Origin of the sequence: Nonomuraea sp. B1E8 (assembly GCF_039871515.1) — a bacterium.
Classification (GTDB): domain Bacteria; phylum Actinomycetota; class Actinomycetes; order Streptosporangiales; family Streptosporangiaceae; genus Nonomuraea.
In genome coordinates this window covers 41,834-60,693 of sequence record NZ_JBDPLS010000016.1, presented here as the reverse complement: position 1 = coordinate 60,693, position 18,860 = coordinate 41,834, and the positions used below count along the sequence as shown (strand labels likewise).

Genomic DNA, 18,860 nt, shown 5'->3' with positions numbered 1-18,860 from the left:
CAGCCAGCCTCGATATCCGCTTCCTTATCGGTCGTCGAGCCAGATCAATATTGGACACGAGAAAACACGTTCTGGTTCGCTGTGCGGGCATCGACGTCCATCGACGCCATGATCGCGTCCAGGTCTTCCGGCCCTGAAAGCAGGTGTTCGCCCATGTCCTTCGGGCAGTCCAGCCCGTCTCGCCGTGCGTTGCTGGCCGCCGCGGCCCTCCTGCCGCTGGCAGGAGGTGCGGCCGAAGCATCGGCCGCCGCCGCCAAGAGCGCGCAGGACTACTACGACCGCGCGGCCAGGCTGGCCGGCGACGACCCCGTCCTGCGGGCCCTCGTCAAAGCGCTCGCGCCGGGCCTTGCGATGCCGCCCGTGAAGCCCCTCAAGCCGCTGAGGATCTTCGACGACGTCGCGGTGGTGGGCACCAGCTTCGTCCAGGCCACGGCACTGCTCACCTCCCGGGGCGTCATTCTCATCGACGCGATGGGATCGCCGGACGACGCCAAGGACATCATCATTCCGGGACTGCGTTCCGTAGGAGTGGATCCATCGCACATCAAGTACGTTGTGGCCGCCCACGGCCACAACGATCATTTCGGTGGTGCCCAGTTCCTCGCCGACCGGTACGGCGCCCGAGTCATGATGAGCCGGGCCGACTGGGACCTCATCGCCGCCGACCGCCCGGCCCATGCGCCCAAGCGCGACCTGGAGATCTCCGACGGTCAGAGGCTGACCCTCGGCGACACCACGATCGTGTTCCACCACACGCCCGGGCACACGCCGGGCACCGTCTCGCCCGTCTTCCCGGTGCGCTGGAAGGGAAGGCGGCACACCGCGATGTTGTGGGGCGGGACCAACCCGCCCGCCACGATCACGGCCAAGCGCACCTACCTCTCCTCCGTGCGCAGCTTCACCTCCACGACGAGGCGGGCAGGAGTGGACGTCGAGCTGAACAACCACGGGGGCGCCGACCACGGCCTGGTGCGCATCGAGGAGTTGCGCGCCGGGTCCTCGTCCGGGGGGAACCCGTTCGTCATCGGTCGTGCCAGGACGCAGCGCTTCATGGAGGTCATGGAGACCATGCTGCGTGGCCGCATCGTCCAGGACCGGGAGGCGGGCACCGGCGCGCCCTCGGCCGGCGGGGCCGTCCCGCCCGGGCGATCGCCGCGCGCCTGCTGCTGACGGGCGGCCCGGCCCTGGCTTCAGTCGTCGAGGGCCTGGTAGAGCGTGGTCCAGAAGTCGTGCATGAGCCGCATCGGATCCGGGACCGATGCCCCCACCTGGGTGAGCAGGATGCCGGTGAGCTGGTTGGCCGGGTCGGCGTAGCTGGAGGTGCCGCTTCCGCCGTCCCAGCCGTACTGGCCGATGGGCGCGTAGTCGCCGCGGTAGGTGCGCACCGCCATCCCGAGGCCCCAGCCGCCGTGCTGGCCCTGGCCGTGCGAGACGTGGACGTTGTCGACGGCCATGGCGTGGCGGGCGGCCTGCTGCTCGGGCGTGAGGCGGTTGGTGGTCATCAGCTCCACGGCGGGCCGGGACAGGATCCGCTCGCTTCCGTGCATGCCGCCGTTCAGCAACATCCGGAAATAGGCGTGGTAGTCGTCGACGGTGGAGACCAGCCCGCCGCCGCCCGACGGGAACGCCGGAGGCCGGCTCCAGCGCCCGCCCCTGGCCTCGTCCCACACGGTGAACTCGCCGGTCCGGGGGTCGGGGGCGTACAGGGGCGGCAGCCGGTCGATCTTGTCGGCGGGCACGTGGAAGCCGGTGTCGGCCATGCCCAGCGGTTCGAAGACGCGTTCGTTCAGGAAGGTCTCGAACGACTGTCCGGTGACCCTGGCCACCAGCACGCCGAGCAGGTCGTTGCCGATGTGGTACTGCCAGCGCTCGCCGGGCTGGTGCATCAGCGGAAGCTCGCCCAGGCGGCGCATCCACTCGTCCGGCTCGGGCATCGGCTCCGGCAGGTTGGGCGTGAGTCCCTGCGCGAAGACCGCGTTCATGATCGGCGTGCCGAGCGACGTCATGTCCATGCCGAGCCCGAACGTGGACGTCAGCACGTCCCGTACGGTGATCGGCCGTCGCGCCGGCACGGTGTCGTCGAGCGGGCCGTCGAGCCGCTTCAACACCTGCCGGTCGGCGAGCTCGGGCAGCCACTCCTGCACCGGGTCGTCAAGCCGCAGCCTGCACTCGTCGACCAGGATCATCGCCGCCGCGACTGAGACCGGCTTGGACGTGGACGCCATCCGGAAGATCGTGTCGCGGCGCATCGGCACGCCGCCGTCATGGCGCATCGTGCCGAGCGCTTCGACATGCGTCTCGTCACCCCGGCCGACGAGGGCGACGAGTCCGGGGATCCCCCCGGACTCGACATGCCCTGCCAGCACGTCGTGCAGCCTGCGCAGTCCCGTGCTGGTGAAGCCGTTGCCGCCATTTTCCATGATCAGTATCCCTGTCTGCGTACGATCCCCGTCCCCGCGTGGTGCTCATGGGCTCGCGTGAGCGACGCGCGGGGGCCGGAGTGAGTCCGGCGTGGCCCAGTTCGCAGCCCGCAGGCCGTGATCCCTGGACCGTTCATGGCGTCCACCATCGCCGGCCGTGCTGACAGCGGGCCGTCACGGCCCTGATGCGGCCCTGACACGACAGCCCACGCGCGGCGGCGAGCACGGGCCGGCCGGGACCTCAGCCGGACTCGTCGTCTCCGCGGCCTGCCGCCGCCCGGTGCCGGCGCCGCAGCAAGGTCACGGCCGCGATGATCAGCGCCAGGGCCGCGAGCAGCAGCCACGAGAAACGTCCCAGGAGCTCCTCCAGGCGAGCGGCCGACGCTCCGGCGAACGCGCCCAGGCCGACGTACACCGCCGACCACAACAAGGAACCCGCGAGCGAGGCCGGGAGGAACCGGCCGTAGGGCACGTGCGCGGCCCCGGCGGCTGCGGGGGTGAGCGTGCGTACGATCGGAACCAGCCGGGTGACGAACACCGCGGCCGCGCCGTGGCGGTGCAGCGCGGCGGTCGCGCGATCCCAGTGGCGCACGCCGAGCCGTCGCACCACCCAGGTGCCGCGCATGCGACCGGCGTACCGGTGCCCGAGCCAGTAGCCGACGTGGTCGCCGGCGGTGACCCCCAGCGCCACGATCAGCAGCATGGCGGCGAACCGTACGGGGGTGGTCGCGGCGACGCCCAGCAGCAGCACGCCCGTCTCGCCGGGGACGACCGAGCCGACGCCCAACCCCGACTCGGCGAACGCCATGGCTCCGGCCACCAACCCGAGCAGGGGGAAGGGAAGATCGCTCACTGCCTGAACGCCTTCAGCGATCCAATCCACCCAGTGCCCCCGTACCCTGACCGCTGCTTTTCCCCGCATGACCCTACTGTCTGTGTGCTATGCGGCGTCCTGATGAAGGGCGGCGCGCGTCGATCAGGCCATCGAGGCGGACGCTACGCGCGACTCGGCGATCGCATGTGCTCAGGCCAGGGCGGCCTGGATCAGGGCCGTGCACGCGCTGGCGACGAGCACGGCCAGGACGATCCTTCTGAAGCGCTGCGGGTCCGTCCGCGCGAAGATCCGGTCTCCCAGCCACCAGCCCACGGCCATGCCGGGGAGACCGGCGGCCGTCAGGAGCAGGCTGTCCGCGGTCACCCGGCCGACGGCGATGAACCCCAGGACGGCCAGCGCGTCTCCCGCGAAGAACGTCGCCTGGAGCGTCGCGCGGAACTCGCGGGGTTCCAGCTTCATCGCCTGGAACGCCGCGACCACGGGAGGGCCGTTCATGCCGGTCGAGGTCAGCAGGGCCCCGCTGACGAAGCCCGCGGCCGCCGCGGGACCGGCGCCGCGGCGGAGGGTCACCCCGCGGCCGAGGAGGAGGGCGAACGCCAGGACGACGCAGGCGATGAGCACCGACAGTGAGCGTGCGCTCAGCGCCGTGATCGCGAGCAGGCCGAGCGGCATGCCCACGAGCCCCGCCCCGGTCACCAGGACCGCGGTCCGTCCCTCGACGTGACGCCTCTGGTGGACGGCGATGGCGAGCGCGAGCAGGCCTCCCAGGGCCGTCACCACCGTGACGGCGGTCTGGGGTCCGACCAGGAGGGTCAGGAGCGGTACGGCGACGAGGGCGAAGCCGAAGCCGCTCAGCGCCTGGGCGAAGGCCGCCAGTGCTGCGATCACCACAACTCCGGCGACGAGTGTTGTCATCACTCCGTTTCCTTCGGTTCGTTCCACCGGCTCCGGTCGTGTCCACGAGCCTCGCGTTCCGGCGGGCGAGGGCCCGTGCGCACGGCTCCTGTCAAGGGTGGCCGGTGGCCAGCGCGTTCGTCTCGTCGAGTGCCGCGCCGAAGCCGGCCAGGAGGGCGCCGTGCTCCATCGTGAGGACGAGCTGGTCGGCTCCGTTCTCGAGCGCGAACGCCTTCTCGGAGGTGGACCAGGCGGGCAGCACCCAGGGCTTGCCGGCGGCGCGGGCCGCGTCCGCCACGGTCCTGAGGTCGGCGAAGTCGTCCTCGGAGCGGGTGTAGGCGCCTCGCCCGCGGCGCATGGACAGATCGCTGGGGCCGACGAAGACCCCGTCGACCGTGGGGAGCGCGAGGATGTCGCGGATCTCCTCGATGGCGCCGGCGTCCTCGATCATCGGGTACACGCGGGTCTCGCGGTCCTGCCGCGCGATCCAGTCGTCGTCGTGGCCGCCGTACCGCGCGGTCCTGCCGCCGGCGAAGCTCCTGTCACCCAGCGGGGGGAGCTTCCCGAACGCGCAGACGGCGGCCGCGTGCGCGGCGTTCTCGATGTGGGGCACGACGACGGCGGTGGCGCCGAAGTCGAGAGCCTGCTGGATCGGCCCTCTCTCCGGCCCCAGCACCTTCGCCAGCACTTCGAGGTTCAGCCCTCGGAGGAACGGGATGAAACGGTCCAGGTCGGCGAGGTCGAATGTGCCGTGTTCGATGTCGAGGACCACGGCGCCGTAGCCCAGGCCGGCGACGATCTCGGCCGCGGCGAAACCGGGACCGGACAGCCATGCGGCGTACCTTCGGTCCTGCTCGTACGTCATGGAGTCTCCTTCGGAAGATTTAGTATACGCTGTGTATACACATGGACGAGGGGGTGGCATGGATCAGTCACTCGGCAACGGCCGCGCGATGACCGCCGGCGAGCGTGCCTACCAGTGGACGCGGGAGGCGATCCTCAGCGGGCGGATCCCCGAGGGGGCGTTCCTCGAGGAGAAGCTCGTCTGTGACGAGGCCGGAGTGTCACGGACCCCCGTACGCGAGGCGTTCCACCGTCTGGCCGCGGAGAAGTTCATCGACCTGCTGCCCCGGCGAGGCGCCCAGGTGCGGCGCGTGACGGCCGGAGAGCTCTTCGAGACCTACGAGATGCGGCTGCTGCTCGAGCTCCACGGCTTCAAGATCCTCTGCGACAAGAGCATCGACATCCCGGCCGGGCTGTCCGAGCATCTCGACCGGATGGAGGACCCCGAACGGGTGGCACGGGTCCGCGCCGGCGACCGGGACGCCATCGCCGAGCACGCGAAGATGGACTTCTTCTTCCACTACTCCTTCGTGCGGGCGACCGGCAACAGCATCCTGATCGACCTCTACACGAGCCTGCAGCCGCGGCACCAGCGGATCGCGGTCAGCGCCGTGTCCCTGCGCCCCAAGCGCCTGGAAGTCATCGCCCCGGAGCACCGCACCCTGCTGAAAGCGCTGACCGATCACGACTACGACGCCGCCGAGCGGACCCTGCGCCATCACCTGCGCCCCGACGAGACGGTCGTCTCCCACCTGAGGTGACCGGCGCGGCCTCCGGAGCGTCGTCCCCGTCACCTCGCCATCTCCCGCCAGAGCCTGCGGCGCTCGGCCTGCTCGACGGGGTCGGGCACCGGCGCCGCCGCGATCAGCCTCTTGGTGTACTCCGTGCGCGGATCGCGCAGCACGTCACGGGCGGGGCCGCTCTCCACCAGCCGCCCGTGCTGCAGGACGGCGACGTCGTGGGAGAGCAGCTCGACGACGCCGAGGTCGTGGCTGATGAACAGGCAGGAGAAGCCGAGCCTGTCCTGCAGGTCCTGGAACAGCCGCAGGACGGTGGCCTGAACCGAGACGTCGAGCGCCGACGTCGGCTCGTCGGCGATGAGCAACTCCGGATCGAGCGCCAGCGCGCGGGCGATGCCGACGCGCTGCCGCTGGCCGCCGGACAGCTCGTGAGGGAACCTGTCGGCCCAGCTCGTGGGCAGTTCGACCTGGTCGAGAAGGTTCAGCACCCGCTTGCGGACGGCCTGGCGATCCGCGTAGCGGTTCACGATCATGGGGGCTGCGATCGAGTCTCCGATCGACAACCGCGGGTTCAGCGACGACCCCGGATCCTGGAAGACCATCGAGTATTTCCTGCGCAGGCCGCGCAGTTGCCTGGGCCTGAGGCTCGTCACGTCCTGTCCGCAGATCTCGATGGAGCCGGCCGACGCCCGCACCAGGCCGACCATCGCCCGGCCGATCGTGGACTTGCCCGAACCGGACTCGCCCACGAGGCCGAGGACCCTGCCCTTCTCGATGGCGAAGCTGACTCCGTGGACGGCCTTGAAACCCTTGCGACCCAGCCGTCCCGGGTACTCGACCTCCAGATCGGCGACCCGGAGAGTCATGTCCCCGCCGGCCGTGGCCGCGTCCGGGTGCCCTCCGGGCTCCTGCCGCGGCACCGCGGAGAGCAACTTCCTGGTGTACTCGTGCCGCGGGTCGGAGAAGAGCCGGGCGACCGGCGCCTCCTCGACGACCTCCCCCTGCCTCATGACCACCACCCGATCGGCGAGATCGGCGACCACCCCCATGTCGTGGGTGATGATGACGACCGCCGAGCCGAGGTCCTCCCGCAGGCGGCGGAGCAGCTCGAGGATCTCCGCCTGGACCGTGACGTCGAGAGCCGTGGTCGGCTCGTCGGCGATGATCACCTCCGGCGAGCCGGAGATGGCCATGGCGATCATGGCGCGCTGGCGCTGGCCACCGGAGAGCTGGTGCGGGTAGCTGTGGATCCGGTGCTCCGGCTCCGGGATCCCGACCTTCTTCAGCAACTCCAGCGTCCGCGCGCGGGCCTCCGCAGCCGGCACGGGCTCGTGGCACTGGATCGCCTCGATGATCTGCTCTCCGATGGTGTAGACGGGGTTGAGCGCCGTCATCGGCTCCTGGAAGATCATCGAGATCCTCCTGCCCCGGATGGCGCGCAGAGCCTCTTCGCCGAGGTCGAGCATCTCGGTGTCGCCGAAACGGATGCTGCCCCGGCGGCGCGAGTTCGGCGCCAGCAGCCCGAGTACGGACATCGAGCTCACGGACTTGCCGGAGCCGGACTCCCCGACCAGCGCCACCACCTCGCCCTTGGCAACCGAGAAGCTGACGTCCCTCACCGCCGGAGTCCACTCGCCGGCGATCCGGAAGTCCACGGAGAGCCGCTTGACCTCAAGGATCGGGTCGGAAGGAATCGTGCCGGTTGTCATGGCCTCTCCTCAGGTGCTCGTTCGGGGGAAGGACGGTGAGCTACTTCGCCGACGCGGTGTTCTTGTCGTACTCCCGGATGTACGCCGAGCAGAAGCCGATCACGCGCTCGATCCAGATCTCGCCGGTCTTCGCGCTGCCCAGGCTCACGTCGCCGGTGCATCCCGTCGAGCTGACCTCGGAGAAGTCCCAGAAGACCGTGCCGCGGACGTCGTAGCCGGGGACCGCCGCCTCCGTGTAGCTCGTCGGGGTCCAGCCGCTGGAGGACTCCAGGCCCCCGGCCACGGCGAGGTCGCCCTGCACCTGGTCGGGGAACATCGCGAGCATCGCGGAGTGCTCGGGCTCCGCCCCGTGGCCGTACGCCTTGGCAGGGTCGTCGTACACGTCGCGCATGAGCGCGTAACCCAGCTGCCACGGATAGAGGTGCCCGATCAGGACCCCGAAGTCGCGCCGGGCGTCGAGGCCTGCGCCCGTGACCGGCCCGACGTTCCCGCCGTTGTTGTCGACGATGATGATGCGCCTGAAGCCGGACTTGACCAGCGCCTCGATGATCTCGTAGGTGACGTTGCGCAGCGTGGCCTGGCTCAGCGAGAGGTTGCCGTGGTAGCCGCGGAACGTGCCGGAGTGTCCGTAGTTGAGGGCCGGCGCGACATAGCAGCCGTTCTCCTTCGCCAGCTTGTCCGCGACCCACTCGGCCACGATGGAGTCCTCATGGATCGGCAGGTGCGGCCCGTGCTGTTCGACGGCTCCGACGGGCAGAAGGATGATGGGATCCTGCTCCGCCAACTCCTTGACCTGGGTCCAGGAGAGCTCGCCGAGCCTGTGCGTGGCGGGAAGGGCCATGGTGATGGGGTTCCTTTCTGAAATGCCGTCGTCGCCGTGGAAAAACGGTGGTCAGGTGCGGTGACGCGGGTCGAGGAGGTCGCGCATGCCGTCCCCGAACACGTTGAGCGCGAGGACGACGAGAATGATGAGCACGGACGGGTAGATCAGGAGCGTCGGCTGGACCTCGAGGAAGTCGCGTCCCGCGCCGACCATCGTGCCGAGGGACGGAAGCGGCGGCTGCGCCCCGAGGCCGAGGAAGCTCAGGCCGGCCTCCATCTGGATGGCGAAGCTCACCGAGAGGCTGAGCTGGACGATGATCGGCGCGGCCACGTTCGGCAGGATCGTCTTGGCGAGGATGTCGGCCGGTTTCGTCCCCATGATCTCCGAGGCCTCGACGTACTCCATGGTCCTGATCGAGAGCACCTGGCTGTAGACGATCCGGGTGAACCTCGGGATGTAGAGCACGCCGATGACGAGGACGACGTTGACCAGCGCCGGCCCCAGAATCGCCACCACCGCGATCGCCAGCACGATCGGGGGGAAGCTGAGCAGCACGTCGATGCCGCGCATGATGATCGTCGACACCCACCGGCCCACGTAACCGGCCACCAGGCCCAGCGCGACCCCGATGACCCCCGCCACCAGCACCGCCGACAGGGCCACGCCGAGGGAGGTACGCAGCCCGATCAGCAGGCGGGACAGGACGTCGCGGCCGAAGTCGTCGATGCCCAGCGGCCCGCCGGAGGTCAGCGGCTTGCCGACGATGTCGCGGTAGTCGTGGGGGGCGATGACCGGCGCGAACAGAGCGACGACGGCGACCAGCAGGAGGAACGCGCCGGCGATGGAGGTTCTGCGGTTCGACGCCATCCGCCTGAGGAACGGTTTCCTGCCGGCGCCTTCGGTCAACGGTGCGCCAGGCAGGGCCTGCGCCAGTGACTCCGGAGCAGTTGCCACGATCAGTTGTCCTCCGCTCGAGGATCGAGGGCCCTGACCACCAGGTCTCCGACGAGGTTGACCAGGATGACGATGGTCGCCGCGGCGAGGACCACGGCCTGGATGACGGGGTAGTCGCGCTGCCCCACGGCGTTCATGAGCAGGGAGCTCATCCCCGGCCACCCGAAGATGGTCTCGACCAGGACCGTGCTTCCGATGAGCGTCGTCAGCTCGACGGTCGTCATGGAGACCACGGGAAGCATGGCGGTCCGCAGCGCGTGACGTTTGATGACGCGCTTCTCGACGAGCCCTTTGGCCCGTGCCGTGCGGACGTAGTCCGCGTTGAGCGTCTCGAGCATCGCCGCTCTGGTCATGCGGGTGACCACGGCGCAGGAGGCCGCCGCCAGCGTGACCACGGGAAGGACGAGGATCTGCAGGTGCGCGAGGGGATCCTCCAGCGGCGAGGCGAAGCGGCGAGGCGGCAGGATCGGGATGAGGACCGCGAACACCAGCAGGAGCAGCGTTCCGACGACGAAGACCGGGAGGGAGATCCCGAAGATCGATCCTGCGACCAGCGCGTGGTCCGCCGGCTTGTCGGCCCGGGTCGCGGCGATGCGGCCGAGCACGATGCCGGCCACCAGGGAGACGGCCAGGGCGAGCAGGACCAGTTCGAGGGAGTTGCCGATCCGGGAGGGGAGGTCCTGCATCACCGCACGGCCGCTGATGAGGGAGGTGCCGAGGTCTCCCTGGAGGAGCCGCGCCCAGAATCCGAGGAACTGTCCCAGGAAGGGCTCGTCGAGGTGCATCGCGGCCCGGGTCAGCGCCACCTGCTCCTCCGTGGCGGCGTCCCCCAGGGCGGCCCTGGCGGGATCGCCGGGGATGAGCCGGGCCAGGAAGAACACGATGCTTCCGACGAAGAGCAACTGGACGATCGCCTGGGTGAATCGTCTGACAAGGAAACGCCTCACGCTGTCTTCTCCATCCAGGTCCGGCGGAGAGCCGTGGCGGTCCACGCGCCCTTCGGCGGATGCTCGTAGCCCCTGACGTAGTGGTAGTGAGCCTCGCCCTGCTCGCGGCGGACGGTGTAGGTCATCGGGACCAGCTCCAGTGCCCGTTTCTCGGCCTCGAGGTAGATCTCGTTCCGCAGGGCCTGGTCGGTCGTCCTTCTTCCCTGGTCGAGCAGGTCGTCGATCCTGTCGTCCTGGAAGTCGAGGTTCTTCGCGAAGGTGCCGGTGCCGCCGATGAAGTCGCGCAGCGACGCGGGATCGCCGAACTTCGGCGCCGTCCCCCACGAGTGGACCGGGAACGACTTGGCGGAGACGCTGGCCCGGAAGGTCAGCCACTCCTGCTGGGTGAGGTTCACGTTCATCCCGGCCGCGCGCAGACCCGGCAACATCGCCTGTGCCGGCCGGGCGATGACCGAGTACGAGCTGGTGGTGACCACCGGCAGCGTCAGCCCTTCCTGACCCGCCTGCTTGAGCAGGTATTTCGCCTGCTCGGGGTCGTACGGCATGGAGCCGTCGAGTTGGCGTGCGTAGGGGGCGAAGATCTCGGGCATGAGGGCCCCGTCCATGGGCCGCCCGTTCCCGAGCAGCGCGGTGTCGAGGACCGACGGCCGGTTGATCGACATGGCGACCGCCCTGCGGACGCGCACGTCGTCGAACGGCCGCCGGCTGGTGACGAACCCGACGAAGCCGAAGCCGAACGCCTTGTCGGACGCGAACCGCAACCGCGGATTGCCGGTGATGACCCCGACATGGGTGGCCGGGACGTAGTCGATCATGTCGACGGTGGCGGTGCGGAGCGCCGTCACGCGCGCGTAGTCGTCGCTCATCGGCTGGAACACGATGCCGTTGAGGTACGGCAGTTCGGGCTCGAAGTAGTCGTCGAACCGGACGTAGGTGGTGCTGACGCCGGGGATGCGCTCGACGAACCGGAACGGCCCGGTGCCCATCACCTGGGTCTTGGTGTTCGCGCCCGACTCGATCCACTTCCTGGACACGATGTTGGAGGTCGGCGCCGCGAGGGCGAACGGGAAGGCCACGTCGGGCTGCTTGAAGCTGAAGACCACGGTGGTGGCGTCGACGGCCTCGACGGAGGCGACCTGTTCGAGGAGCGGCCCCGACGTCGCCGCGGTGTCCTTGTCCATCATGCGGCGGAACGAGAAGACCACGTCCTCGGTCGTCAGGGCGGACCCGTCGTGGAATCTCACGCCCGGACGGAGCTTGACCTTGTACGTCCGCTCGTCGGTCCAGCCGAACTCGGTCGCGAGATCGGCGACGATCTCGCCGGCGCCGTCGTACTGGACCAGGCCGTTGTAGGAGAGTTGCCGCAGATAGTCGGACGCGCTGCCCGTGGAGACGTGCGGATCCAGGTTGGCCGGATCGGTGGACAGGCCGAAGTGAAGGGCTCCGCCGCGGTTCGGGCCACCGGGGTCGGGCCGGACGGCCTCCATGGACTCCGGCAGGGTCACCGGGTTGCCACAGGCCGCCAGAGTCGTGGTCCCCAACGCGGCGGCACCTCCCGCGAGGAAGCTTCGCCTGCTCATCATCGCCATGACATCTCTCCAGGTCGCCGGGCCTGACATTGAGCCGTCTTGGTAGGAATCCAGCACGTATGGCGCATGTATACACGGCGTTCACACGAAGGGTCAACGGCTATCCGAAAACCCGTCCGCACGTCGGCCCGGAACCCGCGGCGGTTCCGGGCCGGAGGGCCGCGCCGCTCACCCGCCGTCCGCGTCCTCGGTGATGCGGAAGGCGGGATAGCGAGGGGCGATCTGGCGGAAGCGCTCCAGCGGCGCCGCCGGCGCGAGACCCAGATGCGGCCGCGCGCCGGGCGCGATGGCGAGGTAACGGCGCAGGATCTCGGCGCGGTGCTCGGGCGGGACTTCGACCAGCTTGACCGGGATCTCGCGCCCTCGGCGGCAGAGTACGGCCCGGCCGCCCGCGGCGTGGACGTTGCGCAGCCAGTTCGCCTCCGGCCCGAGCATGGACACGAGGAACTCGGCGCCCTGGTGCTCGGCGATCGCGACGGGGACCTGGGTGAGGTTGCCGCTGCGGCGTCCGGCCACCTTGAGCACGGCGCCCTGGCGGGGCGCCGACCATCCGAAACGGTACGCCAGCACGTCGATCCGGTTGACGAGCCGCATGAACGTGTTGGGCCGTCCGCCCCGGTACGTCCAGCGCTTGAGCGCCGCGAGCCTGCGAAGGACGGCCCTCGGCTTCGTCCTCGCCGTCATGCCGCCTTTCTCCACAGCAGGACGACCGCTGCGAGACCGGGGAGCAACGGGAGGAACTGCAACCAGCCCAGCAGCGGCGCGAGACCGACCTGACCGTTGATGTCCTGGGTGGTCACGCCCGCTACCGCGACGCAGAGCGCGATCGCGAACATGCCGGACGCCGGCCAGCGGGCCCAGCCCCTGCCGCCGCGGGCCGCCCAGGCGGTGCCCAGCCAGCCGAGGAGTCCCAGCGCTCCTACGACGGACAGCATCACCGTGTACGCGGTGACGGCGGCGTCGACCTCTTCCGGCCCGTAGGCCGGGTAACCCGCGTGGATGTGGCCGGCCAGGCCGGCCCGGTCGATGAACACGAAGAGGGTGGCGAGCACGGTGAGGGCGGCGCCGCCGTACATCAGGGGGAGAGCCGCCTGCCTGGCCGGTTTCGTTGCCGACGCTGTCATGGTTCGAGTCCTTCCGGATTCTTACATCGTATGTTTGCCGTCCACCACTATACTTACGACGTAAGAATCCGTGCCGTGAGAAGGGCCACCATGTCCCCGAAGCGCACCCGCGGCCAGAACGCCGGGCTGACCCGCCAGGCCATCCTTCAGGCGGCTCTGGCGCTGGCCGACCGCGAAGGGCTGAAGGCGCTGTCGATGCGCCGCATCGGCCAGGAGCTCGGGGTCGAGGCCATGTCCCTCTACCAGCACGTCGCAAGCAAGGACGCCCTGCTGGACGGCCTGGTCGAGCAGCTCTTCACGCAGGCCGCGCCGCCGCTGGCCAGGGCCGCCTCATGGCAGGAGGGCCTGCGCGACTACGGCCACACGTTGCTGCGCGTCCTGCTCGCGCACCCGAACGTCGTCCCCCTGGTGGTCGGCCGGCCCGCGATCACCCCGCAGAACCTGCACCTCATGGAGGACGCGCTCCACATACTGCGGGCCGCCGGACTGCCGCTGGAACGGGCCCTGGACATGTTGTACGCCGTGACCGGTTTCGTCGTCGGCCACGTCGCCATCCTGACCGCCGGCGGGAGTGACCGGCACGCGCCGGGCAACCGGCTGCGGGCGATACCCGATCCGGATCTGCGGGAGACCCCGCTCCTCGCCGAGGCCACCCGGGCCCGGCGTTCCTCCGGGCCGGACCCCCGCTTCGGGTTCGCGCTCGAAGCCATGCTGCGCGGCTTCGAGACGGGGTGACCCGTCCGCCGGGCATATATGATCGACCTTTTGGTTTGGTATTTGCCCGATTGTCGGAAGGCCTCCATGTCCCACCCCCTCAGCCGGCGGTCCGCCCTGCTGGGCGCCGCGGGCGTGGCCGGCCTCACGCTCTGGGAGGAGCCGGCCGAGGCGGCCGGCGGCGCCGCGTTCGACGCCGCGCGCGAGCGGTGGGTGAGCCTGCTGGCCGGCAGGTCGTACGACCCCGCCCATGCCGACAAGACGCGAGCGGTCGAGGGCTCGGCCCACGCGGTGCTGCGCAAGCTGAAACCCGCCCCCGGCCGCCCCAGCCTCTGGCCCGACCTGCCGCTGGACGACCCCAGGACGGGCAACTTCAACCGCGCCTACAACCGCATGCGCACCCTGGCGCTGGGCTGGGCCACGCCGGGCACCGCCATGCACCGGGACAGGCAGGTCGCCGAGACCGCGGTCAGGGCGCTGGACTTCCTGTACGAGCACGCCTACCACGAGAAGCTCGACCCGCAGGGCAGCAACTGGTTCTGGTGGGAGATCGGCGTTCCCCGCTCGCTCACCGACACCTGCGCCCTGCTGTACGACGGCCTGCCCAAGGACCGTCTCAAGCGCTGGCTGCGCCCGTTGCGCCGCTGGTGCCCCGACCCGGAGCACCGCGTCAGCCATCCCGGCGTGGCCGAGACCGGCGCCAACCGGGCGAGCAAGGCCATGGCGGTGGCGATGCGGGGATTACTCACCCACGACGCACGGCTCGTCAAGCGGGCCAAGCACGCGGTCTCCGACCTGCTGCGGACCACCAGGGGCCCGGGCGACGGCTTCTATCGTGACGGGTCGTTCATCCAGCACGACGTGTACCCCTACACCGGCAGCTACGGCGTGGACTACCTGGAGAGCGTGGCCAAGCTGATCGCCATGCTCGCGCACTCGCCCTGGGAGATCTCCGACACCGGGAAGGTCTACGACATCGTGGATCGCTCGTTCGTGCCGTTCGTCTTCGACGGGCTGATGATGGACTGCGTACGCGGCCGGGCCATCTCGCGCCAGGGCCACCGCGACTACCACGCGGGGCAGAAGACCGTGGAGGCCGTCCTCACCCTGCTGGACGCGGCGCCCGAGAGCCATGCCCGGCGCTGGCGACCGATGGTGAAGGGCTGGCTCACCCGCAACCAGGCCATCCCCTACGACACGCTCGCGCCGCTGGCGAGCATCGCGAAGGCCAGGGCCCTGCTGGACGACCGGTCGGTGCCGGTCGGCCCGCGTACGACGGGCACGTACGTCTTCGCCGACATGGACCGGGTTGTGCACCGCCGTCCCACCTGGGCCTTCGCGATCGCGATGAGCTCTGAGCGCATCGGCGCGGCCGAGGCCATGAACAGGGAGAACCTGCACGGCTGGTACACCGGCGACGGCATGACCTACCTCTACACCGGCGACCTCACGCACTGGAACGACGAGCTGTGGCCCACGATCGACCCGTACCGGCTGCCGGGCACGACGGTGGACACCCGCAGGCGTGCCGATCTCCGGCACGGCAGGCGCCGTCTGCCGCCCACCCCGTGGGCCGGCGGCGTGGCGCTCGACGGGTTCGGCGTGGCGGCCATGAAGCTGGTCGCCGGCGGCTCCTCGTTGCGGGCCAAGAAGGCGTGGTTCCTGCTCGACGACGCGGTGATCGCGCTCGGCGCCGGGATCACCGCCTCTGACGACCGCCGCATCGAGACCGTCGTGGACAACCGCAACACCCATGACCGGCATCCGCGGTTGTGCCGGGGCGACGGCTGGGTCCACCTGTGCGGGGTGGCCGGCTACGTGCTGCTCGACGGCGCCGACGCGAAGGTGATCCGCGAGAAGCGCACCGGCCGCTGGCGCGACATCGACAAGGGCGCCACCACGGGAGGTGACAAGACCCGCGTCACCAGGCACTACACGACGATCCTCGTCGACCACGGCGTCGATCCGCGCAAGGCGCGCTACGCCTATGCCGTGCTGCCCGGCGCCTCCGTCGCGCAGACCGCGGCCTACGGCCGGCAGGTAGAGATCCTCGCCAACTCAGGAGGGGTGCAGGCCGTCTCCCGCGACGGCCTGCTCGCCGCCGTGTTCTGGCGCGCGGGGACCGTGGAGACCGCGGATGGGCCGCTCGCCGCCGACGGCCCGTGCACGCTGCTGATCCGCCGCGACGAAGAGAACGTACGGCTCGCGGTCTCCGACCCGTCCAGGACCGCCGACGAGGTGAAGATCACGCTGCCCTGGCCGGTGAAGTCGGTCAGGACCGGTGATCGCGGCGTGCGTAAGGCCAAGAAGTCGGTCAAGGTGGAGCTCGACGGCCGCCGCGGGCAGGCCCGCACCGCGGTGGTACGCGTCTGACCCCCGGAGGTGACCGGCCCTGGCGACCGTGCGGCCGGTCACCTCGCAGGGCGGGTCACCGGGGCCGGTCACGTTCGCGCCTGTCCAGCTTCCCGTGGCGGCGGTCCTGCTCGGGCTGGCCGTCCTGCCCGCGCGGCTTGCCGGCGTGGGGGCGAGTCATCGCGGCCCGGGCCGGCGAGGCGGTGCCGGCGCGGTCAGGGCCGTTCGAGCGTGAGCAGCGGCTCGGGGAACTCGGGCGACGGTGCGCCGGGGTCCGCGGCGACGGCCTCCTCCAGGCGGCGGAAGCCGGCCTCCAGCTCGTCGGGAGTGAGCTGAGCGAAGAACGACAGGGTACGCAGGCGCAGCCGTTCGAGCATGTCGCCGCGGGTGCCCGCGGACGGCTCGGTCACCGTGCCGAAGCCGGCGACGCGCCAGCCGTCCGACGTGAACATCGCGATGACCTCGTGCAGCGGCTGGAACAGGGAGGCGTCCGCCTCGTAGCCGCGGGGGAAGTGCTCCAGCCACCACGGCCTGGGATGGTGGTCGCGGAAATTCGCGCGCAGCAGCAGCCGGCCGCCGGGCCTGAGCACCCTGGCCAGCTCCCGGACCGCCCCCGGCTTGTCCTGGACGTGGTGCCAGGACAGGAACATGAGCGCGTAGTCGGCGCTGCCGGACGGCACCGGCATGTCCTCGGCGGAGCCCGCCAGATAACGCACATCGGGGTGCGGGGCGTGCGCCTGCGCCGTCTCGCGCATGCGGACCGACGGCTCGATCCCGGTGACCGGCCCGAACGCTGTCGCCAGTGCGGGGGTGAACCTGCCGGTCCCCGAGCCGACGTCCAGCCCCGCCATTGGACGCCGCTCGGGCAGCACCGCTGTGAAGGCGCTGATCCAGGTCCGCAGCTGCTGCTCGTTGAGCGCGCGGCCGCGCGCGTAGTCCTGGTACTGCTCCGTGTCGTAGTCGATCCGCCTCATCGCAGCTCCCGCGCGCCGGTCGGACTTCCCTGAACCGTCAGCCCGATATATCGCGTTGATACATCGTCACGATAGGCAGGGCCGCGTCATGCCGCAAGACGGCATGGCGGCCGGGCGTACCCGAAGTATCGGCAAACGCGGTGGCGGCCCCGGCCGCCACCGCCGCTCATCGTGTCACGTGTGGTCCTTGCTCTTGTTCCAGTCGCACTTCGGGTAGCTGGAGCCGTGGACGGATCGGAAGTTGGCCACGGACATCCACCCGTACGTCCTGGTCCCCTTGACCCGCCCGTAGACCCAGAGATTTCCGAAGCGGTTCTTCGTCCAGCAGTGGAAGTAGAGCACCTGACCCTTGTGCATCCGCCTGACGTTGCAGGTGCGTGTGACCGGCTTTCTCTTGAGGTTGTACGACCCCTTCATGACGCCCCAGCCGTCGTCCAGGTTCGGGCCGCTGGCCGAGACCGTTATGCACGGTATCGATGTCGCGGCCTGGGCGGCCGGGGCGCTCACCGACGCCAGGCCCGCGATCGCGCCGACGGTCGCGAGCACTGCCGTGGATGTGCTCAGGTAACGCATACGGTTCCCTTCTCCGCTGACACGTCCCCTCGTGGAAGGGGGGACATCCAGGAGAAGTGTGGGACTCCTCGTGTTGAGGATCTGTTGAGGATGTGTTGCATTCTGGGACGCGGGCGGGCGACCGCGCCGGTCTTCCCCCATGGGGGATCGTCTGCCGCTAGCGGCACGCGATCGGCGGGCTAGGGGCATGGGTGAGCCTTGACGTCGTGCCCTCTCCGCCCGCTGCGCACACGCGACCGGCGGGCGGAGGGAGCAAGGCAATCCCTACATCGAAGGAATGGCTCATGACGTCTGTCCTTGGAAAGCTCAGCGACCGGCTGCTGGCGATGGTCGTCCCGCAGGAGAGCGCCGCGGCCGTGGAGTGCTACTACATCTACAAGTGCATATACCCCATCAAGCTCCGCGCCCGCTGCTGTGACGGAAGCTGCGGCAAGTACGAGATCATCAGCGAAAACGGCTGCTGACGGCTGACCTCGAGCGTGCCTGCCCGTCCCGCCACGATCGCCCGGTCGAGCTGGGGCCGTCCGAACGTGACGGGCAGGCATACCCGCGACATACCTGGAACATACCGCCTTCGATCAGGATTCCGGTCGGAGGTGGGGGATGTTCACATTGCTGGGACGACTGGCGGTAACGGATGGCGGCGGCCGGGCGATCACGGTCCGGGCCGCCAAACAGCAGGCGGTGCTCGCCGTACTCATCCTGCGTGCGGGCGAGGTGGTCACCATCGACCGGCTGATGGCCGAGCTCTGGCAGGACGAGCCGCCCGCCACGGCGAAGGCGAGCGTGCAGACGTACGTGTACCGCCTGCGGCGCACGCTGTCCCCGCTCGCCGCCGACGGTGTGGATCTGGCCACCGTCGGAAACGGCTACACCTTGGTCGTCCCGGACCGGGCGGTCGACGTCAGGGTGTTCGAGGCGGCCGTCGCCGAAGGATCGGACGCCCTGACGGAAGGCGAGGCGGGAGCCGCGGTCAAGCTGCTGCGGGAGGCTCTGGCGCTCTGGCGCGGCCCCGTGGTGCCGGAGATCGACGTCGAGCTCGTCCGCTGCGAGCGCCGCCGCCTGGAGGAGCTCCATCTGACCGCGCGCGAGTTGTGCGCGGAGGCCGAACTGCGGCTCGGCCGCCACAACCGCGTCATCCCGGAGCTGGAACGGCTCGTCGAGGCCCATCCTTTCCGCGAGGCCTCGTGGGCGATGTTGCTGCGGGCACTGGCCGGCCGTGGCCGCCGTGCCGAGGCGCTGGCCGCCTACCGCCGGCTCCGCGACATCCTCGGCTCCGAGCTCGGCATCGAGCCGGCCGACGCGCTGCGCCGCCAGCACCAGGAGATCCTGCGAGGTGACGGCGTCCTCGTCATGGAGTAGGCCCGGC

Annotated in this window: 19 protein-coding genes; 6 read left to right on the top strand and 13 right to left on the bottom strand. The window is 70.1% G+C overall.

The window, feature by feature from the left end:
• Positions 1-153 precede the first annotated feature (153 nt).
• Positions 154-1,170, top strand: a complete 1,017-nt coding sequence (locus tag ABGA98_RS38465; protein WP_347623380.1) for an MBL fold metallo-hydrolase — start codon at positions 154-156, stop codon at positions 1,168-1,170.
• Positions 1,171-1,190: 20 nt separating this feature from the next.
• Here ABGA98_RS38465 and ABGA98_RS38460 read toward each other — a convergent pair whose 3' ends face one another.
• The 4 genes from ABGA98_RS38460 to ABGA98_RS38445 form a co-directional block, all read right to left on the bottom strand.
• Entirely contained in the window at positions 1,191-2,420 is a 1,230-nt protein-coding gene (locus ABGA98_RS38460) for a serine hydrolase domain-containing protein (protein ID WP_347623379.1), read from the bottom strand.
• A 241-nt stretch (positions 2,421-2,661) separates the two neighbouring features.
• Entirely contained in the window at positions 2,662-3,273 is a 612-nt protein-coding gene (locus ABGA98_RS38455) for a DedA family protein (RefSeq protein ID WP_347623378.1), read from the bottom strand.
• Between the two features lie 171 nt (positions 3,274-3,444).
• The gene (locus tag ABGA98_RS38450) at positions 3,445-4,170 is read right to left on the bottom strand and encodes a sulfite exporter TauE/SafE family protein (RefSeq protein WP_347623377.1); all 726 of its coding nucleotides are present in this window, start codon (positions 4,168-4,170) and stop codon (positions 3,445-3,447) included.
• Between the two features lie 91 nt (positions 4,171-4,261).
• Positions 4,262-5,014, bottom strand: coding sequence for an aldolase/citrate lyase family protein (locus ABGA98_RS38445; protein WP_347623376.1), 753 nt, complete (start codon positions 5,012-5,014; stop codon positions 4,262-4,264).
• 58 nt (positions 5,015-5,072) lie between these two features.
• Between ABGA98_RS38445 and ABGA98_RS38440 the strand changes: the two genes are divergently transcribed.
• Entirely contained in the window at positions 5,073-5,753 is a 681-nt protein-coding gene (locus tag ABGA98_RS38440; protein ID WP_347623375.1) for a GntR family transcriptional regulator, read from the top strand.
• Between the two features lie 29 nt (positions 5,754-5,782).
• Here the strand turns inward: ABGA98_RS38440 and ABGA98_RS38435 are convergent, their stop codons facing one another.
• The 7 genes from ABGA98_RS38435 to ABGA98_RS38405 form a co-directional block, all read right to left on the bottom strand.
• On the bottom strand, positions 5,783-7,441 hold the full coding sequence (locus tag ABGA98_RS38435; RefSeq protein WP_347623374.1) for an ABC transporter ATP-binding protein: 1,659 nt from the start codon (positions 7,439-7,441) through the stop codon (positions 5,783-5,785).
• A 40-nt stretch (positions 7,442-7,481) separates the two neighbouring features.
• Positions 7,482-8,282 carry a creatininase family protein gene (locus ABGA98_RS38430; RefSeq protein WP_347623373.1) on the bottom strand — a complete coding sequence of 267 codons (801 nt, stop codon included), beginning with the start codon at positions 8,280-8,282 and terminating at the stop codon, positions 7,482-7,484.
• A gap of 51 nt (positions 8,283-8,333) precedes the next feature.
• Positions 8,334-9,218, bottom strand: coding sequence for an ABC transporter permease (locus ABGA98_RS38425; RefSeq protein WP_347623372.1), 885 nt, complete (start codon positions 9,216-9,218; stop codon positions 8,334-8,336).
• A gap of 2 nt (positions 9,219-9,220) precedes the next feature.
• Positions 9,221-10,165 carry an ABC transporter permease gene (locus tag ABGA98_RS38420; protein ID WP_347623371.1) on the bottom strand — a complete coding sequence of 315 codons (945 nt, stop codon included), beginning with the start codon at positions 10,163-10,165 and terminating at the stop codon, positions 9,221-9,223.
• Positions 10,162-11,706 (bottom strand): ABC transporter substrate-binding protein, encoded by a 1,545-nt coding sequence (locus tag ABGA98_RS38415; protein WP_347623370.1) that lies wholly within the window; start codon positions 11,704-11,706, stop codon positions 10,162-10,164. The genes ABGA98_RS38420 and ABGA98_RS38415 overlap by 4 nt, the downstream gene beginning before the upstream one ends.
• A 216-nt stretch (positions 11,707-11,922) precedes the next feature.
• Complete coding sequence (locus ABGA98_RS38410; RefSeq protein WP_347623369.1) at positions 11,923-12,438, bottom strand: nitroreductase/quinone reductase family protein; 516 nt, start codon at positions 12,436-12,438, stop codon at positions 11,923-11,925.
• Positions 12,435-12,878 carry a hypothetical protein gene (locus tag ABGA98_RS38405; RefSeq protein ID WP_347623368.1) on the bottom strand — a complete coding sequence of 148 codons (444 nt, stop codon included), beginning with the start codon at positions 12,876-12,878 and terminating at the stop codon, positions 12,435-12,437. The genes ABGA98_RS38410 and ABGA98_RS38405 overlap by 4 nt, the downstream gene beginning before the upstream one ends.
• Before the next feature lie 90 nt (positions 12,879-12,968).
• Between ABGA98_RS38405 and ABGA98_RS38400 the strand changes: the two genes are divergently transcribed.
• Positions 12,969-13,613: a TetR/AcrR family transcriptional regulator C-terminal domain-containing protein gene (locus ABGA98_RS38400; RefSeq protein ID WP_347623367.1), complete on the top strand. Its 645-nt coding sequence runs from the start codon at positions 12,969-12,971 to the stop codon at positions 13,611-13,613.
• A gap of 66 nt (positions 13,614-13,679) precedes the next feature.
• On the top strand, positions 13,680-15,965 hold the full coding sequence (locus tag ABGA98_RS38395) for a polysaccharide lyase 8 family protein (protein ID WP_347623366.1): 2,286 nt from the start codon (positions 13,680-13,682) through the stop codon (positions 15,963-15,965).
• Between the two features lie 194 nt (positions 15,966-16,159).
• On the opposite strand, the gene ABGA98_RS38390 is transcribed toward ABGA98_RS38395, so the two are convergent.
• Both ABGA98_RS38390 and ABGA98_RS38385 read right to left on the bottom strand, forming a co-directional pair.
• Positions 16,160-16,918, bottom strand: a complete 759-nt coding sequence (locus ABGA98_RS38390; RefSeq protein WP_347623365.1) for a methyltransferase domain-containing protein — start codon at positions 16,916-16,918, stop codon at positions 16,160-16,162.
• Positions 16,919-17,092: 174 nt separating this feature from the next.
• Entirely contained in the window at positions 17,093-17,491 is a 399-nt protein-coding gene (locus ABGA98_RS38385; RefSeq protein WP_347623364.1) for a hypothetical protein, read from the bottom strand.
• Positions 17,492-17,775: 284 nt separating this feature from the next.
• On the opposite strand from ABGA98_RS38385, the gene ABGA98_RS38380 reads away from it, so the two are divergent.
• Together ABGA98_RS38380 and ABGA98_RS38375 are read left to right on the top strand one after the other, a co-directional pair.
• The gene (locus tag ABGA98_RS38380; RefSeq protein WP_347623363.1) at positions 17,776-17,955 is read left to right on the top strand and encodes a hypothetical protein; all 180 of its coding nucleotides are present in this window, start codon (positions 17,776-17,778) and stop codon (positions 17,953-17,955) included.
• A 139-nt stretch (positions 17,956-18,094) separates the two neighbouring features.
• Positions 18,095-18,853 carry a BTAD domain-containing putative transcriptional regulator gene (locus tag ABGA98_RS38375; protein WP_347623362.1) on the top strand — a complete coding sequence of 253 codons (759 nt, stop codon included), beginning with the start codon at positions 18,095-18,097 and terminating at the stop codon, positions 18,851-18,853.
• Positions 18,854-18,860: the final 7 nt, after the last annotated feature.

Bases quoted from the DNA above. Each gene is read 5' to 3' on its own strand.
- ABGA98_RS38410 (WP_347623369.1), bottom strand. From the start codon at position 12,438: ATGACGGCGAGGACGAAGCCGAGGGCCGTCCTTCGCAGGCTCGCGGCG.
- ABGA98_RS38430 (WP_347623373.1), bottom strand. From the start codon at position 8,282: ATGGCCCTTCCCGCCACGCACAGGCTCGGCGAGCTCTCCTGGACCCAG.
- ABGA98_RS38400 (WP_347623367.1), top strand. From the start codon at position 12,969: ATGTCCCCGAAGCGCACCCGCGGCCAGAACGCCGGGCTGACCCGCCAG.
- ABGA98_RS38450 (WP_347623377.1), bottom strand. From the start codon at position 4,170: ATGACAACACTCGTCGCCGGAGTTGTGGTGATCGCAGCACTGGCGGCC.
- ABGA98_RS38445 (WP_347623376.1), bottom strand. From the start codon at position 5,014: ATGACGTACGAGCAGGACCGAAGGTACGCCGCATGGCTGTCCGGTCCC.
- ABGA98_RS38440 (WP_347623375.1), top strand. From the start codon at position 5,073: ATGGATCAGTCACTCGGCAACGGCCGCGCGATGACCGCCGGCGAGCGT.
- ABGA98_RS38380 (WP_347623363.1), top strand. From the start codon at position 17,776: ATGACGTCTGTCCTTGGAAAGCTCAGCGACCGGCTGCTGGCGATGGTC.
- ABGA98_RS38460 (WP_347623379.1), bottom strand. From the start codon at position 2,420: ATGGAAAATGGCGGCAACGGCTTCACCAGCACGGGACTGCGCAGGCTG.
- ABGA98_RS38465 (WP_347623380.1), top strand. From the start codon at position 154: ATGTCCTTCGGGCAGTCCAGCCCGTCTCGCCGTGCGTTGCTGGCCGCC.
- ABGA98_RS38375 (WP_347623362.1), top strand. From the start codon at position 18,095: ATGTTCACATTGCTGGGACGACTGGCGGTAACGGATGGCGGCGGCCGG.
- ABGA98_RS38395 (WP_347623366.1), top strand. From the start codon at position 13,680: ATGTCCCACCCCCTCAGCCGGCGGTCCGCCCTGCTGGGCGCCGCGGGC.
- ABGA98_RS38405 (WP_347623368.1), bottom strand. From the start codon at position 12,878: ATGACAGCGTCGGCAACGAAACCGGCCAGGCAGGCGGCTCTCCCCCTG.
- ABGA98_RS38385 (WP_347623364.1), bottom strand. From the start codon at position 17,491: ATGCGTTACCTGAGCACATCCACGGCAGTGCTCGCGACCGTCGGCGCG.
- ABGA98_RS38390 (WP_347623365.1), bottom strand. From the start codon at position 16,918: ATGAGGCGGATCGACTACGACACGGAGCAGTACCAGGACTACGCGCGC.
- ABGA98_RS38435 (WP_347623374.1), bottom strand. From the start codon at position 7,441: ATGACAACCGGCACGATTCCTTCCGACCCGATCCTTGAGGTCAAGCGG.